Here is a 16,766-nt window from a genome sequence, read left to right on the forward strand (position 1 = left end):
TGAACTCAATGAGCGAGCTCGCCTGCACCGGCTCACCTCACTTGGCGAGGATGTGCCCACCGTGGAAGCGCAACTGGCCAGCGGGGCACGCGCCAGCGTCGGAGACATCGTGTTCACCAAAAAGAACGCCCGGATGCTCACCGTCGGCACCAACGACTTCGTCCGCAACGGCTATCGCTGGGAAGTGACGGCCGTCGACACCGACGGCTCCCTGACCGTCACGCACCTCGAATCCGGCATTCATCGCCATCTGCCAGCGGCCTACGTGCGCGCCCACGTCACCCTCGGCTACGCCGCCACCATCGACAGCGCACAGGGCGCCACCGCCCGACACCGTTGCCACACTGTCGGCTCAGACCGGCTCAGCCGCCAGCAGATCTACACCGCTTTGTCGCGCGGTGTGCAGGAAAACCACATCTACTTCTCGACCGCTGAGAACGATCCGCACCGCATCCTCACCCCCAAAGCCACCCACCCCGACACCGCGGTCGACGTACTGACCCGTGCCCTGGCCCGAGACGCCGCACAGGTGTCGGCCACCTCTTTGGCCCGCGAAACCGCAGACCCGCGCCGCCGTTTGGCCGCCGCTACCCAGATGTACGGTCACGCCGTCGGCGCAGCCGCCGAGCAACTGCTCACACCCACCGAGCACGCCGCGCTGGACCGCCGCGCCGAGGAAATCCTGCCCGGCCTGACCACAGCGACGGCCTGGCCGGTGCTGCGTCAGCACCTGTCGTTGATCGCCGCCAACGGCTACAACCCGCTCAAGCGGCTCGCCGCCGTGGTCAACGCCGGGGACTTCGGCGACGCTTCGGACCCGGCCGCAGTCATCGACTGGCGACTCGATCCGTCGGGCGCCCACTCCGGAGGAACCGGCCCGCTGCCCTGGCTTGCCGCTATCCCCTCACGACTGCGCGACGACCCACATTGGGGTCCCTATCTGAGCCGCCGGGCCGAACTGGTACGCGAACTCGACACCGCGGTGCGGGCCGAAGCCGCCGCATGGACGCCGGCCACCGCCCCCCGATGGGCACGCCCCATCGTCGGCGCCGACACCGCGCTCGCTGCCGATCTCGCGGTCTTCCGCGCCTCGGTCGACGTCGATGACGCCGACACCCGCATCACCGGCACCGAGCAATACCCCGCCCGACTACGCGCTGCCCAGCGCCGTCTGGAGAACCGCTGCGCTGCAGTGATCGGCGCCAACGACAACCACCGCCGCTACAACAAACTGGTCGACTCGATCGACCCGCGCCTCCGTACTGACCCGTTCTGGCCCCAGTTGGCCAGCCATCTCGCGCAGGCATCCCGCACCGGGGTGGACATCAAACAACTGCTCCTCAAGGCCACCGCCGAGCGGCCCCTGCCCGACGAACTGCCCGCCGCCGCCCTGTGGTGGCGGCTGTGCGGAACGCTGTCGCCGGCCTTCTTGGAGACCGCGAACAACGGCCTGCGACCGGACTGGCTGCCCGATCTGCACACCGTATTCGGAAGCGCGCTGGCCGAGACCATCGCCGCCGACCCCGCCTTCCCCGCGCTCGTAACGGCGATCGCCATCGCTGATCCTCAGCGCTGGCAACCCCTCGACCTGCTCCACGTCGCCGCCGAACACCTAGCCGATGCCGATGCCGCACTGAGCCACCACATTCGCCCCGACGAGTACGCGCGGCTGCTGACCTATTCGATCGATCTGTTCACCACCGACAACCCCTACGACCACGACATCCCCACACCAGAGCACCCGCCACTGACCGACGAGGAATACGAAGAACTCCAACACCGCCACCCCGACCCGCAGCGCCCCCACCCGACCATCGAACCGTTGGTGCTCACCGACGCGCTGTCGGATTCCGACGTGCTCGCCGCCGCCCTCGGCTTCCACGACGATCTGCCCACCGACCCCTACGAGGACACCTGGCTGGCCCCGCCCGACGACCACTCTGTGGTGGCAGACGAGGACTACTACGAGCTCGATTTCGATTCCTTAAGCACCACCCGGCCTGCCCCGGCCGCCGCGCTGGCCGCCGCCCAAGCCGACGTGCGGGCCTTGCGCGAGCAATACAACGACGCCGTCACCGCCTACGAAACTCTCACCGCCCAAGTGCAGTCCACCGCCGGAGGACCCGCCGTGGAGGCCGCCAAAGACACGATCGCGGAGATGCGGTTGCGCGCCGACGCCGACCGCCCCTACCTGGCAGCAGTCGAAGCTGTGCTCGACCGTTGGCACGACGACGACGAGGCATACACGACCAACTTGGCCCTGATCGAGGCCGCCCAACAGGACTACGACCGGTTGCGCAGCGCCGAGGACAGCGACCCCCTCGACGTGGCCTCAGCGGCGCAGTACCTCAATTTCCTCACGACCGTGGCGCTGCCCACGCAGACCCCGGCAGAACGGTGGCATTCGGCTTTGCGTGAGGCCACCGAGCAGCGCGCGGCCGCCGCCGGCGGTGCTGAGAACATCGTCACCCACGCGGACGTCGACGCGCTGATCGCCGAACGCCGCGCCGAAGACAACCGGCTCGTCAGCACCCGCCGCGCCGAACTACGCCGCCTACTCGATCAACTGATGGACGCCGAATCCGCCGCCGCCCACGCCTTCGCCCACGCCCAAACCCGCACCGCCGAACACATCATCGAACAACTCCCGACCATCACCACCGAACTTCGAGTGCTCGCCGCCGCAGGCCACAACACCTTCCAAGCACCTTTGCGCCTCGACCCGACGTCGCTGTCCAAACTCTCCCCCATCCCAGCGGCGGCCCTGACCGCGGTGGCCGCCAACCCATTCGCCATCACTCCCGTGACCGCCACCGACCGCGCCGAAGTGCTCCCCCAGCTGGCCATCCTGGAGGCTGCCGCGGCCGCCCAAGACCGCCGCATCGTCTGGGGTGCCCCCGCCCGAGTCCTCGACGACCCGACCGACTGCGCACTGCACCCCGAGGCGATCGATGCCAGCACACTTCGCCTGGACCCGGCGACTACCGCATCCGGCACGATCGTCGTCATCGATCACGCCCAACACATGACCCCCACCGACATCTGTGAACTCGCAGAAGCCGCGCAGAACGCCGACGCCCGTCTCATCCTCATCGACACCGACCCTCGGGCCTGGTCGACCGCACCCTCGGCACCTTTGCTGCGGCTCCTCAACAAAGACCTGCCCTGGGCACGCACCCTCAGCGCCACACAAACCGGCACTATCCGCCACACCCCATCACAGGCCCCCGACCTCCAGGCCGCCCTCACCCAGGCCAACAACCTCCCCTCCGACCAGCTCACAACCGAAATCACCGTTGCCCTGCGGGAATACAAACAGATCATCCACCGTCACCGCACCGCCCACGGGGTAAGCGACCGGTTGCGAAGTATGGAGTTCCGCAGTGCGCACTCGATCGACCGGCAGGCGGAATAGCTTTCCACCGATTCACCCTCGGCGGTTATGCGCCGCGCCGGCGCTCCGGTGAAAATCAGAGCCGTGCTGTCATTCGATGACTTCACGCTGCGCATGACCACACCGGCCAGTCAGGCCGCGTGACCGAAACTGTCACCTACTCGTGCAGCAGACCCAGTAGCTTAGCTACGGGATAGTTAGGCCAAGGACGAAATCGCTGGTTTCATCAAGGAACCCACACCTCGCTCCGCTGAGGAATCGAGCTGGTCTTCGGGTGTCGTACCGAGGCAACCCTCAACGATCGGAACACTGTTGCACGAGTTCACCTTCGGCAATGCCCGCCAGCTCGCCCCTAGTCCTAATGGTCGTCGTGCTGAGATGGAAGCGCCTCGCCAAACAGGACGTCGGCGTCGCGCCAGCACTCTTTCGCTTTAGCGTTTGATAGTTGTTCTTCGTACTGGAACCCGGCACGGGTGAGGCCACGTACCCGTGCATCCGCCGCCTTCTGTGCCAATGCACTCCTGGGTTGATCGGACTTCGGGTTTGCATAGAACTTTCCATCCCTGAGAAGGTCTCCAACCACGTCCAGGCTGACTCCGAGATGCTCGGATATCTGCATTCTTGTCGCACCACCGGCCTGGAGCTCAACAGCAGTACGACAACGCTCCAGGCGATCGGATCGCGATTGCGAGTTGGCTTGATTCTGGCCATTGGTATTGGCGTCGGTCCTCGATTTCCTCTTCCTACCAATCGTGGCCGGACGGGGCGGAAGGGTAGTCGCCGTCTGCCATTCGATTTGGGGTGGAAGCCACTTCGCGAAGATAGCGTGCAGGTCCGGCAACTCGGCCTCAGTGACGGTCACGATGGGGATCTGGTATTTGGCGGCTAAGTCGATCTTGCGTTGCGCCTTAGCCATGTATACCGGGTCGGCGGTGAAGCCAAGGGCTTCGACGTATGTGCCGTCGGAAAGTCGCCAGTCTGCGCGATAACCGTCGCGGTTGATCTCGGCGTCAAAAGGATAGTGCGGTTCGATGTCGTGTGAGATCCCGTGATCGTAGAAGAAGTCGTCAATTTGGCGTTCGAGGAGAGAGCGACAGATGTGGCCGTCCTTTGCCATTACAGTGACGCCGCGGCTCGTTCGCAAACCGTCCGCAAGGAGTCCCGCTTGGCCAAGCCAATCCGTCCAAGAGTAAACCTTTCGCTCCCCGCCGGCCACGGCGAAACCGCGTCTGGCTGTGAGCATTCGGCACAGCATCAGTAGGTCGGCATTGGGCCCGTCTTTGGGCAGCTTGCGGAGCTGAGCTTGCGCTGGGGCACCGCCGAACTCGATAACAGCAAGCTGATTGAGTGACCATATGACCGCCGGGTGCCAGGCTTCGTTGAAGCCGAGATCGACGAAGAGACCCGATCGGGCGTCGTCAACGCAGTCGAGGCAGTACGGCGAAGGTTCTGCGTACGGGTTTAGGGCTTCGCCGCACAGACGACACGGTGTCTCATCGGATTCGTCGCCGACAGTGTAGGTGTCGATGAGACCCATTGGCAGTTGTGGATCATCAGGAGGACGCTGCTCCAACGGAGTGGACGATAAAATTGTGTGGCTGATCGTCGAATTACGCGATCGCACCTCCTCCCTCGCACGCCAACCGGCCTCAATATGGTGGGCCCAATCTTCAGGAAGTAGGGCTCGCACCTCGGGCCGTAGCTTCCTAGCGGTCGGTGGATACTCCACTCGCGCAATCAGATCCTGGCCGAAGAACTGATCTGGATCACGAGGGTGGTCGCCTAGCAACACTGTGCGCGGAACATACCCGGCGCGGCGAAGTAGCCCCTGGATCGGAGCGTCCAGCTCGGCGGCGAAGACGTGCAGCTCACTTTGCTCGACGTCAAAGCCGGCCAGAATCGGCTCAACGTTCAATCCCGCGATCCTGCCGACCCACACCACATAGATCCATCCGCTCGAATCTGGATGGAGGGATGCGTTCAACCATCCTGGCGCAGGGTCGAACGGAAGCGCGATTCCTTCACGAGTCAGCGCCTCAATCACCGCGGGCCTGTCGAATTCGCTTCCGACCATCACCAGGTCGGGATTGGTCCTGACGACTCCAACGCAGCCACCGTGCTCGTTGACGACCCTAGTGGCGAATTCCTGGCGTCTGCGCACCTGCAGGCTGGTGTGACGATTGCTGTCCGTATGGGTGACAACCTCGTCTTTCAGGCGTTTCATGAGTTCGCTACGCAAGTCCTGAAGCCAACGGCGTTTGGGTGTCAAGGGTTCGGGCCGACGGGCCGTAGACAGCCAGCCGCGGTTGGGGTCCGCAGCATCGAATCCGTATCCGCGCGTCTCGTGTTCGGAGAGGAAGGTCGCGATCGCTCCAGCCATGATCTGAGCCTTCGGCAGATCAAGTTGGAGGTCCGGGACACGATACGAGATATCCCAGTCGTCCTCGTCCTCCTCGTCGTCGAAGTCCGCAGGGTCCGTGTCTCTCGACATCGTTGCGGTGAAGCGTACTTCGCGGTCCTTCGACAATGCAGCGAGTCTCGCAACCAGGTCCGTGCGGCCGCCGCTATCCATTCCCCAGCTACGGATCGTGTGTCGGTAGAGGTAGCCCAAGCAGCGGTCTTCCGCGTCGCCGCCCATCGCGTTCGGTAAGGCGATGGACACCGCATCGGCGTCATACGGGTTATCCGGCCTCGGTATGAGGGCCAGCGAGACCGAAATCGTGCCGAAACGTTTACCCTGCGCTGCATACGATGCGTCAGCGAACTCCACTAAGCGGCGGGCGTAAATATTGTGGGAATCCTCGCCTCGGATCCGTGCCCATGAGACACCCTCCGGGTTGAGAGACCCAGCGGGTGGCAGGGTGACTCTGTCACCGACCAATTCGATGGCGTAGACCATCCTGTTCCTCCATGTTAGCCCAGCCGGGATACAAGTCAGCGAGCACCAGCAGCCCACCGCGTTAGGCAATATATTGCCGTGCCCCGACGACCCGCCCCAAAGGTGACTGCCGCCGTGGCAGAGCAACGCCACGGCAAGTATCTGGCGAGTCATCCGACAGCCCGCTAACGGTCCCGAATCCTGACCAGCCGAGAGCGCAGCACAGGAAACTGCATGCCGCCAGCTAGCGCGACCGAATGTATTCCCACTCCACTTTCCGTGGACCCCGGTTGATGGAGCGCACACTGCCCTGGTGGGCAAGGCTTTTCAGATGCCGGTAGATCCCGGCGCCGGAATCCTGGGAACTGCGTGGTCGGCGTATGATGTGCCAGCTGCCGTGGCATTCAACCACTTCCATGGTGCGCTTAGGACGTGGAGCTAGACAGACCAGTTCGCAGCCGAGGTCTAATCGTTCGGTGTGCCACGGCAGCATCCTGGCCAGCGCTGCGGTGCTGATCGGCCTTTCAGCAGCGCGTAACAGTTCCAGCAGTTGAGCGCGGAGATGAAAGGTCTCGGCTCTGGTCACAACGCTTCCCTCTTGGATTCGCCGTCGTCGGGGTGGGAACCGCTACCACCGTTGTCCGTGGCAGCGTTCAACGCGGCGCCGGGGCGGGGCTGGCGACGGTCGTCGATGCTTTGCCGCGCCGGGATCAGCAACGCCAATCCGCGCCGAACGCTGCCGTCCTTGCGCTTGCCGGTGGGAGTGCTCAGTGCCCGCAGCCACGCGCCGGGGCTGGGCTTGTCGTAGTCAACGAGTGCAGCCAACGCCACCACCAGCGCCATCAACTCGTAACGGTCGGTCTGTTGCATGGTGTGCCACAACTCATCTGGGCTCAGATCGTGCACGTCACCGACGACAGCGAGCGCTTTGCGGTACAGCTGCTGGCATTCGTTGATCCGGCTGTCACTGAGTGAAAACACCAGCGGCAACGTGCCCTCCCCCAGCAGGTGCCGCAAGTGCGCGGCTACCGTCGAGCCTTCCAGTAGCAGTCCCGCCCGCACTACCGCCTGGTCGGTCCAGAAGTCGTGCGGCCGGCCGTAGGGATCGGTGTCGCGCCAGCCGTCGGAGACGAACTCCTCGCGATGGCGGTGCAGGACTGTCTGCACCCTGCGGTCGGGCACGCCGTAGAACCTGGCGACATCGTCTCGGTGGTGGGGACGGGGACGATGCTGCGGGGCGACATCATCGAGTACCCCCACGATCTGACTGAGTGCATTGCGCTTGCGGCGGTCCCGTTCGCGCTGGTGATATTCGGCTTGTTGCCGGCGATCGGCCTCAGTGCGTAGCGCGGTTCGGCCCAGGCTATTGGTGGTGTCGTAGTCCATCATTGCCGTCCTCCTTGCGCCTCGCGGTACACCTTCGGATTGACCAATGCAGACCACGACACCGGTTGCAGCCCAACGAACCCCCGCGCGCCATCTCGCCAGGGTCGGCGGGCCAGGCGTGCGGGCGACTCGAATACCCAGTGGTACAGCTGTTGTGTCTTGCGGGTGTTGCCCCACGGGGAGCAACAGCCGCGAGCGCGGTGGACATCGACGAGCACCGCAGCCCCCAGCCACCCCTGCTGGGCGGCGTGGAAGTCCATGGAACGTAATCCTTTACGGGTGCCGATCTCGACGCCGGCGAGGTCGAGCCTGGCCCCGGAGTAGATCAGGACGGGGCCGCGGTAGGCGGTGGTGTCGGTGCGGTTCTCGACGTTCTTCCCGCCGGCTTCCTCGGGCACCATCAGCATCGACGCCCACGGCCGCCGCAGGGTGAGACCCATCGTGTGCCCTGGTAGGGCCAGTGGATCGGAGGGCGCTTGGAGGTAGTCGCACAACACCTGCTGAATGCCGCTGCCCGGCGTGTCTCTGCAGGAACACCGGGTGTGGTCGGTGCCGCCGCCGCCGTGGCGGTGAAGGCCCCGCAGTGTGTCGCTGCGCCCGGCCAGACGCACTGCGAACAACGCTGTTGCCGCCCAGCTCTGCCGTTCGATAGTTGCGGTGCTGTCCGACGAGTTGTCGAAGAACTCGGCAGCGTCCAGATCGTGGGCGATCTGCCGAAACGTCGCGGCGTGGTCAAAGCTCAGCGGTGCCCGCTCGTCGTGCGGCAGCGCGATCTGCGGGGCGGCAATCATGGCGGTCATCGGGAATCCCCCATGGCCGCAGTCAGTGTGGTGTGGCTCGCCCGGCGGTGCGCCGAGATCAGGTCGGCCAGTTCGATGATGTGCCTGCCCTCCATCGAGGCCAGCAGGTTGGCCAGGGTGGCAGCCGTCGTGGCTACGCACCGCCGACTGGGGCGAAACGGAGTCACACGGGCAGCGCCCGGTGTGATGGCGTCAAAGCCGGCCGCGCCTACGTTGGTGATCTGCCATCCGTAGTCATCGGTCAGCGTCAGTGCTGCCCAATACGCCTGGCGAACCGGAGCGCACGGCTGGGCCTGGCCCGTCGGTAAGAGCCATGCCGTGCGTGCATCGTCTGGGTGTGCCTTGCGTGCTGGCATGTGCAGCCGCAGTTTGGCGGTGATCAAGCGCTCCGCGGCCGTGCGCTCGGCTATCTCTAGACGCCCCAGGTGAGCCAAGAGTCGACCCACATGCAGTGGCAACGAGGGGTCACCGAAGCCGTACGCGCGGGCGTCGATGACGTGCTGCTGTCCCGCTTCGTCGCGGCCGGACCACCCGTGCGGGCCGAACTGCTCCACTGTCCAGCCATGATGGGTCAGTCGTGACATCGCCCAGTACACGCGCTCTGAGATGCCGTGGCTGCAGTGCCCCGCAGGCGGCTGGACGCGTCGTGCCCCTAATGGGGTTGAGGCGCCGTCGCCGTCTGCGATGCGCCGCTTGGCGGTGTGCTTCACATTGGCCTCCTTCTCTTACCGTTGTGGGGGCTGCTCGCGGCGCCCTGCTGTGGGTGGCGGCTGCTGGTCCTCGTCTCGACCGCGGTCCGACAGCGGGGTGCTTGCGGCCGTATTTCCAGCCGGTGGGCTCGTTGCGGATCTGCCCGTGCGGCCGGAGGCAGGAGCTGATCCTGCTGACTGCCCAGGCGGCGGCGGTGGTGGCGGCGCGGGTCGACGTCCTGCGGTGCTGTCGTCACTTTTGCTGCGACGGTCAGAAACAGCCTTGGCTGTCAGTGCCGCCCCGGCGACGACCGGGGCGGCCGGCCCCGCCAGCGCCGATGCGCCGGCGGTCCCAGCTACACCCGCCGTCCCGGCCGCCCCAGCACCAGCCCCTGCTGCTGGCGCCGCGGCCGCCGCGCGGGCACCGACGGCCCCCGCGCCACTGCTCACACCAGATGCGGTGCTCGCCGGGACCGCGCTGCTGGCGGGGGTCGCCGCTGGCGGCGCGACGGTGCGCGCACCACCAGCGCCGGGACCCGATCCTGGGCCGCGCGATCCGGCACTGGCGGGCGTCGGGGGATGCGGTCGGCGTCCAGGCCCTGACCCAGGCCCACGGCTACCGACGTCGGAGTTTTGACCAGAACTCGGCAGTCCGGTGTCATCGCGCATCATCCGGCGCATGTCGCGGGCATTGCCCCGCATTGCCGCAGCCTGCCCGGCAGGTCCCATCCCGAACTGGAATGACCGTTTGGCGATCGTCATCGGGCCGGGAAGCCCGGAATCGCCGAAGCCGCGTAGCAGCGCGCGGAATCCGAACACCGCCGCTGCGGTGATCAGCAGCATCACGATCATCTTCATGATCGGATGGCCGATATCCATACCCGGCATGGTGTTGCCGGTGACATGGGACATGATCACCAGCACGACACCGAAAGCCGCTGTGGCAAACATCATCTCCACGCCGTGCACCAGCAGTTTGAGCGCGGTGCGCTTGGCGTACTGACGTTGCGGTCCCGGAGCGACGGCTACTGCCGCGGCGGGGACGAGCACCAACACGTTCCAGAAGGTGAGAAACCCGATGCGGATCACTTCGCAGCCCATGTAGCACAGCAGCAGCAACAGCACCAAGACGATGCAGTTCATGAAAAACATCAATCCGACTGTTTCGCCGCTGAGTTGGCGTGCATGCACCACCGCTTCCATCCGGCCGCATTGCTCCATCGCCTGCACCGGCCCGCTGGCGGCTCCGGCGATCGCAGCAGAGGTCCCCTCGATGCCGCTGCCTCTGTTCAGGGCGGCATTCCAGGCCGCCGCGCAGCCGGAGTAGTTGTCGATGACCTCCCCGAAGTTGGCGATCTGGATGGGGTGGCGAACCAACACGGTGGCCATCCATTGGGTCAACGCCGTGGTCTGGGCATCGATGTTGCCGCCGGCCAGCGACCCGTTGTTGCCCACTCCCAAGGAAATCTGGAACCCGAGGGAACGGCCAACGGCTAGCAAGCCCTCCTCGCCCACCAACTCCTTAACCGGGTCACGCAGGAACAAGGCGATCAGCAGGATCACCAGAAATCCGCTGCCCATCACCGCCGCCCCGGTGCCGAAACCCCGGCTATAGCAGAGCATCCCGCCGACGAACAAGCAGATGACCAGGGCCAGCGGGATGATCTGGAAGGTTTGCACGAAATGGCCGATCGCCGCGGCCACGGGGGCGGCAAGCGCACCCAGCCAGCCCAGCCACACCGACCCCAACGCGAACTTGATGAACCAGATCCCCAGGGCGCAGACCGTTACCAGGAATCCGCAGCACAGCCCCAGCAGAGTCGCTAACTGGCTGTAGGTCAACGCAATCTGGACACGGTCAGCGAGGCCGGGCACCCACGACGAGGGGTCCAGCATGCTCATGTCGCTGCCCTGCTCGCGAACGGCATCGAGCATGGAGACAGTGCCGATGAAGTACGACCCGATGGGCTGACCGGTGGTGTCGGTGATCCCGGTCCATCCCACGGCATTGGTGAATCCTGCTGCGCTGGCCTGAGGCGCAGTCACCAGCGCGACGAGCGCCCCGGCCCACAGGAGTTGGGTCATCAGCCATGCCCGGCGAAGGCCGGGATGGGTGTAACGCCAGGCGCAGTAGGCGGTCAGCATGGGAGATGTACTCCCGCAGTGTCATCGAGTCCTCGGGTGTCAAATGCCTGCACGCGCTCTTGCTGCACCGGGGGCAGCATGTCTACCAGCCCGGCCCGGCCGAACTCGTCAATGAGATAGGCATACCCGTGCCCTTCGACGGTGCGAAGATCGAGCACTTCGGGGTACTCGTCGGGGTCGATGCCGATGGCCTTGAACTCTGTCCGCGCCTGGTCCCGCTCAATGGGCTTGAACGGTGTGATGATCCGCGACGGCAAGTCCTTTGTCGGAATGCCGTGGAAGTGCTCCACATGCTGGGAGATCGCGATCAGGCCGTAACGCTCCTTGCGGCCCTGGGTGATCAAACGAACCGCGTCCTCCTGCCCGACCGGCGAGGAGAAGTAGGTCCGCGCTTCTTCAGCGACAAACCAACCGAATCCTCCCGGTCGGCGGTGCGGCCCGGTGTATGCCTCACGGGTCAGCGCGGCGATCATCCCGTAGATCGCAAACCCGGCCCGCGCCCGAGCACTCTGACGGCGGTACTGGTGCAGGTCCTCGGTTTGCGCCGTCGTCGGCAACTCCAACTCGGAGGTCAACCAGACAACGGCATCCCTTTCGGCGATCGGCGGCACAGGCAGCGACTCGTCGAACATTGCCCGCAGGTAGTCGATGTTCGCCCACATGTCGAGCTTGGCGGTCAAATCGGCGTACTCACGGGCCTGCTGTCCGCGCAGACTGTTCAGGTACCGGACCAAGGCGCCGAGGCTCTCAGCCACCCGTTGATCTGGACGCAGCAAGAACCGCAGTTGCCGGGCGACTTCGGCGTCCGGTTCGACACCCATCATCGGCAGCAGGTGGTCCAGCGTGCGTTCCACTGCAATCTCGCGCCGGAAGATCCGCAGACCGTCCATCGACACGTCCCCGCGGGTCGGATTGATGTAGACGACCCGATCCCCAAGATGGGCAAGGGCCGGCTCCCACTCCCGGTTGGTGCCGGGATCGACAATCGAGCATTGGCTGTTGCGGGCCAGCAACTCGGTCACGATCCGCTTGGCGCCCTGTGACTTCCCGCCGCCGGGTGGACCGAAGAACAGCACCCCTGGTGCGCCCCGGCGGTGTGCGACACCTTCGGGGTCCAGCAACACCGGGCTGGGACGGCGGGTGGCCATGTTCCGCGCGAACAGGATTCCGGTGTCGTTGCCCAATTCGTTGGACACCAGTGGTGAGAACCGTGCCCACTCGGTGGTGGTGGTCGGCTGGTCGAATTGACTCCGGGGGCTGCGTTCCTCGCTGCCGGGAATGCCCGTCTGCCACAGCGCCACCTGTGCGCTGCCACGCCACCGACTCAACGTGGTGTCGAGCTCCTCGGCGAAATGCGTCTGCAACTGATGTGCAGCGCGGTCGAGTGCGTCTCGTGTCGCTGCACCGACGGCCACTACCGTGGCGGCGCTGACCTCCCGTTCCAACTTGCTGGCCCGCAGTTTGGCGTTGTACTCCTCGCCGGCGGCGTACCGCTCGGCCAGATCAGAGTTGCTGGCTCGCGCGGACCCACGCTGGAACGCCTGGTCATCGAGATTGCGCTGAGCACGGTCGATCTGGTTCAACGCTCGCTCAGCCGCGCGTGTGCTCACGTGCTGAAACCAGTCGACCTCGACCTCGGAATCGACCTCGACGTCGTAGAGGGACAGAAGATACTCGGCCCGTGGGTATACCAGGCCCGCTCGCGGTAGCTGCGCCACGGCGAGCATGCTCTGATAGCTCGCGGGTTGCTTGGGCCGCCGAATCACCAGAAGGGGCGCCAACGACGGCAGCAGCCGCCGCCACCAGCTGCGGTGGTCACGACGAGACATCTGATCACCGCCGTCGAAGTCGGCAGGCATCAGCGAGGCAAAGTCGGTGCTGGTCAGCCGATCCGGGCCGCCTGGCTCATGCGGGAACGGTTCGGAGAGTGCGCCCAGCGACCAGCGACGTCGGTACCACCAATGGATCTGGCGGGGGGTGGCGGGGCGTGCATTGAACTGGCGGGGAATCTTCGTCAGGAGCTTGTCGACCATCTCGCGATAACCGGCCAGCGACTGCGGGTCGTCAGGATCGCGCCCTGCCACCACCGTCGCCATCTTGGCCAGACCGCCCACCCCACTGCGGCCCTCCATCCCGGCATCGACAGGGATACGCAGTCCGAAGACCTGCTCGTAGAAGGGCTCAATCTGCACGAAGTGCTCCCAATCCCGCACTTCCTGAATCCAGTTGGGATAGCGCTCGTACCCGGAGAGCATGCGCCGCAACAACTGTCGCGGATTGATACGCACGTTGGCGCCCCACAGCAGCATCCCCGAGGGAAGCTGACGGACCAGGGGGCGGTGTCCTCGGGAGACAGCGTCCTTGAGTGCGTAGGACATCATGCCGCCCGGTTGCCCGTCGACAATGAACTCGGCGTAGACACCGCCGGGGGTGAAGATGAGGTTGTCGATGACCTCCTCGGGCGGCGAGAGCCACGCGTCGCGACGCCCGTCGACGGCGGCGGTATGGCGGTTGCGGACCAGGCCCTCCAGCAGCCACATGATCCGATAGAACGGACTGGGCCGCGACACGGGAACCTGGCGAGCCAGCACGGTCAGTCCGGCGGTGATCGCCGCCCCGAACAGGAAGACCGCGACCGCATGCCCGGATTCCAGCCAGTGGCGGGTCGCCCACACGGTGGCCGCAGAGCCGACCAGGAAGGTGGCCCCGTCCCAGATGCGCCACGGCGCAAACCACAGCCGGGTGTTGTCGTCGATGTGCGACAGATAGATGGGGAAATCGCGCACATCGGCGTAGACCCGCGCCCGGCGTGGTTTATCTGCGTCGTCGGCCACCATGACTCCTTGCTGGGGTTGTTGCGGTCGCTCAGCCGAACTGGCCGGAAGTGATTCCGCCGCCGTGCTTGTCGACGGTGCTCTTGATGCTCACCGCAAGCCCGACCCCGCCGAGGATGATGGCCGCAATGGCGATGCCTCCGAGCACGCGGCCGGCGGCGGCACCGAAGCCGCGCGTGAGCGAAAACGCCCCGGCGACACCGCCGACGGCGATGGCGATGATCGCCAACGGAATCTGCGCGGACTGCCACAGCGAGGGAATGGCGGTGAACAAGTCACCGGCTGCCAGGGTGGTTACGGTCATGATGCGTTCCTTCCGGGTGTACTGATGAGAGGGGTTAATTCGGGGTTTGTGCGCTGCGCCAGTCGGTGGCGACAGTGACCGGTACCAGGGCGTCGTCGGTGGACACTGCGGGAGCGAAGTCGATGGCCGCCACCAACCACCGACCGCCAACGCCGGTCAAGGTCAGCGGGTAACTCAGCTCACTGGGCGCGTACTGCGATGTCACTGCGGTGACAGCCGCCAGCACGCGCACGGTCTGCCCGTCTGCGGGGGCTGTCGGCGGCGGCGTGACAGCGGTGATTCCCGAGATCGTCACGCTCTCATAGGCTCCGGCAACGCCCAGCAGCTTCGATTCGGCAGTGACGTAGCGCTCCACCGACCCGTTGCCGGTCAGGTACGCGGTGAGGAATCCGGCGGCCACGGTGTAAGCCGGGTCCGATTCACTGAGGGTGGTCGGGTAGCTCAGGGGCAGATCCGCGCCAGCACCGGGACCGCTGATCCGCGCTGGCAACGACGCTGCCCGCGGCCCAAACCGCGACCACAGCACCGGCACCCGGTACAGCGCCCTTTGCGGGCTGGCCGATTCATACGGGCGTTGGGTCACCCCCACCACCACCGAGAAGACCTCGGCGTCGGCGTCCTTGCCGGCGGTGCCCGCAAACGTCACTGCGACCACGGTGGGGGTGTTGATCACCACTGCCGGAGTGGAGGGAAGTTGCAGATTCCCTTTGGGGACCGAGACGAACTGATCCAAACTGTGGGCATCGGACTGGCTTGCGGTCAGCCACACCGACACGTAGTCCTGAGCGAATGCACTGACCACCGCCGACTTGTTGACCACTTCCCGAGAAGGGGTGACGAGATCCGGCGGCGAGCCAAACAAGAACTGCCACACCAGGTTTAGTCCTGCCAGCGCGGCCAGACCGATCGCCAGCGGTTTGATGACCGCGGTGGCGGTGTGTTTGCCCCGTTGGATGCGGCGCTGCCAGATCCTGCTCATCTGCATATCGAGATTCCTCGCTGTTACAGCGGCTCGTGGCCGATGACCTTCAAACTCTTGATCGCGAACGCGGCATCGACAGGGTCGGACTCCGGGTGCCCACCCATCGAGTCGGCAGGCAGCGGGGCCAGCGACAACGGCGGTGTGGGGGCAGCGAACCCCCCGGCGGTTGTCGTCGGTGACGCTCCGGCCTCGGGCTGAGCCGGTGGCCGGGAGGTCTGCCGGATCAGGATCTTGATCTTGGAGGCCAGGACCCGCTTGATCGGCTGAACGGCTTCACCGTGAACGTTCTTGGTTTCCTGAGTCACCAGCGTCGAGTCGGTGTCGTTGAACAGATACTGCACGGTGGTGACCACGCGATACTGCCCCCACTGCGACACTCCGCTGGCATCTTTGCCCACCCAGCCGGGAGTCAAGGAAATCGCGGTGATCATGTAGGTCTTCGACAGGTCGATCTCGATCACCTGTCCGTCGGCCCCACCGCGCACACAGACAAACGCGCTGTGCGGATCAGCCCCGGCCATCGTCTGCGCCGAAGTCGACCCCGCTGCGCAGGACTTCGCGGCATCGGCGGTGTACGGAAGGGGCCGGTCGGAGGTGTCTGCCACCGCAGGTTTCGCCGGCGCCGGCCGTGAGGGCGGCAGATCGCCAGGCTCGGTGACCGATGCGGCAGTCGGACGCGCGGCCGGCTCATCGGAACCGTAAACCGTGACCGCACCGACGATCGCCACCAACACCGCCACCAGCCCCGCCGCCGCAAAGCCCATCGCGATCTTGCCGTCGAACCGGCGCGGCCGTTCCAGCTCGCCGCGGTCCTCGTCACCATCGACCGGAGCTACCAGGTCACGCGGGAACCCCTCGGCCACGCCCATCGGATCGGCGTAATCATCGAACGGGTCATCCCCGTCCTGCTCGTCCTCGTCGTAGAGATCCTCGCCCAGTTCCTCGTCACCGTAGAAGTCATCTACCTCGGCGTCGTCGTCAACCTCATGGTCGGCCTGGGCGCCCTCGGGAGGCTCGAAGCCGGGGGCATCAGGGTAGAGACCATCAGCATCCCCCGGCGTCTGCAGTTGAAGCGTCCACTCCTCATTGGTCATCGTCATCGCGGCCTCCGCTGAGGATCGACACCGTGATGCAGGGTGGCCGCCGCCCGCGGGCTTATCCGACGCCGCTGCCCCCGCCACGACCGCCCCACTGGGTCCTGTTGCGGTGCGCCTGCACGGCCGCGAGCGGCGGGCCGCGGTGCCCCCACCAACGTGGCCGGCCACAGGTGCGATCCGCCCACCGCGACGACGCTGGACGGCGAAGTGGTGTTCACGGGTAAAGCAATCGAGACACCCCCGCCGCCCCCTGCCGC

General features: G+C 65.7%; 9 protein-coding genes and 1 pseudogene. 1 reads left to right on the plus strand and 9 read right to left on the minus strand.

Going from position 1 to position 16,766, the window contains the following annotated elements; translation table 11 throughout:
- Positions 1–3,415, plus strand: a pseudogene (locus KXD98_RS27720) (TrwC relaxase); the annotation flags it as partial.
- 337 nt (positions 3,416–3,752) lie between these two features.
- On the opposite strand, the gene KXD98_RS27725 reads toward KXD98_RS27720, so the two are convergent.
- From KXD98_RS27725 to KXD98_RS27765, 9 genes are all read right to left on the minus strand, one after another.
- Positions 3,753–6,293, minus strand: coding sequence for a hypothetical protein (locus KXD98_RS27725; protein WP_236439891.1), 2,541 nt, complete (start codon positions 6,291–6,293; stop codon positions 3,753–3,755).
- Between the two features lie 561 nt (positions 6,294–6,854).
- Complete coding sequence (locus KXD98_RS27730) at positions 6,855–7,661, minus strand: hypothetical protein (RefSeq protein ID WP_236439888.1); 807 nt, start codon at positions 7,659–7,661, stop codon at positions 6,855–6,857.
- Positions 7,658–8,458, minus strand: coding sequence for a hypothetical protein (locus KXD98_RS27735; protein ID WP_236439887.1), 801 nt, complete (start codon positions 8,456–8,458; stop codon positions 7,658–7,660). Before KXD98_RS27735 ends, KXD98_RS27730 begins: the two co-directional genes overlap by 4 nt.
- Positions 8,455–9,168, minus strand: coding sequence for a hypothetical protein (locus KXD98_RS27740; protein ID WP_236439884.1), 714 nt, complete (start codon positions 9,166–9,168; stop codon positions 8,455–8,457). Before KXD98_RS27740 ends, KXD98_RS27735 begins: the two co-directional genes overlap by 4 nt.
- 15 nt (positions 9,169–9,183) lie before the next feature.
- A complete protein-coding gene (locus KXD98_RS27745; protein ID WP_236439881.1) occupies positions 9,184–11,292 on the minus strand; it encodes a hypothetical protein in 2,109 nt (702 codons plus the stop codon).
- Positions 11,286–14,129, minus strand: coding sequence for an ATP-binding protein (locus KXD98_RS27750; protein ID WP_236439880.1), 2,844 nt, complete (start codon positions 14,127–14,129; stop codon positions 11,286–11,288). Before KXD98_RS27750 ends, KXD98_RS27745 begins: the two co-directional genes overlap by 7 nt.
- A 28-nt stretch (positions 14,130–14,157) precedes the next feature.
- Complete coding sequence (locus tag KXD98_RS27755; RefSeq protein WP_236439878.1) at positions 14,158–14,430, minus strand: hypothetical protein; 273 nt, start codon at positions 14,428–14,430, stop codon at positions 14,158–14,160.
- Between the two features lie 34 nt (positions 14,431–14,464).
- Entirely contained in the window at positions 14,465–15,409 is a 945-nt protein-coding gene (locus KXD98_RS27760) for a conjugal transfer protein (RefSeq protein WP_260765573.1), read from the minus strand.
- Positions 15,410–15,432: 23 nt separating this feature from the next.
- Complete coding sequence (locus tag KXD98_RS27765; protein ID WP_236439874.1) at positions 15,433–16,512, minus strand: hypothetical protein; 1,080 nt, start codon at positions 16,510–16,512, stop codon at positions 15,433–15,435.
- Positions 16,513–16,766: the final 254 nt, after the last annotated feature.

This window comes from Mycobacterium sp. SMC-4, from assembly GCF_025263265.1.
Lineage (GTDB): Bacteria > Actinomycetota > Actinomycetes > Mycobacteriales > Mycobacteriaceae > Mycobacterium.

Excerpts from the sequence above, each read along its gene's own strand:
- KXD98_RS27725 (WP_236439891.1), bottom strand. The coding sequence starts at position 6,293 with ATGGTCTACGCCATCGAATTGGTCGGTGACAGAGTCACCCTGCCACCC.
- KXD98_RS27730 (WP_236439888.1), bottom strand. The coding sequence starts at position 7,661 with ATGATGGACTACGACACCACCAATAGCCTGGGCCGAACCGCGCTACGC.
- KXD98_RS27735 (WP_236439887.1), bottom strand. The coding sequence starts at position 8,458 with ATGACCGCCATGATTGCCGCCCCGCAGATCGCGCTGCCGCACGACGAG.
- KXD98_RS27745 (WP_236439881.1), bottom strand. The coding sequence starts at position 11,292 with ATGCTGACCGCCTACTGCGCCTGGCGTTACACCCATCCCGGCCTTCGC.
- KXD98_RS27750 (WP_236439880.1), bottom strand. The coding sequence starts at position 14,129 with ATGGTGGCCGACGACGCAGATAAACCACGCCGGGCGCGGGTCTACGCC.
- KXD98_RS27755 (WP_236439878.1), bottom strand. The coding sequence starts at position 14,430 with ATGACCGTAACCACCCTGGCAGCCGGTGACTTGTTCACCGCCATTCCC.
- KXD98_RS27760 (WP_260765573.1), bottom strand. The coding sequence starts at position 15,409 with ATGAGCAGGATCTGGCAGCGCCGCATCCAACGGGGCAAACACACCGCC.
- KXD98_RS27765 (WP_236439874.1), bottom strand. The coding sequence starts at position 16,512 with ATGACGATGACCAATGAGGAGTGGACGCTTCAACTGCAGACGCCGGGG.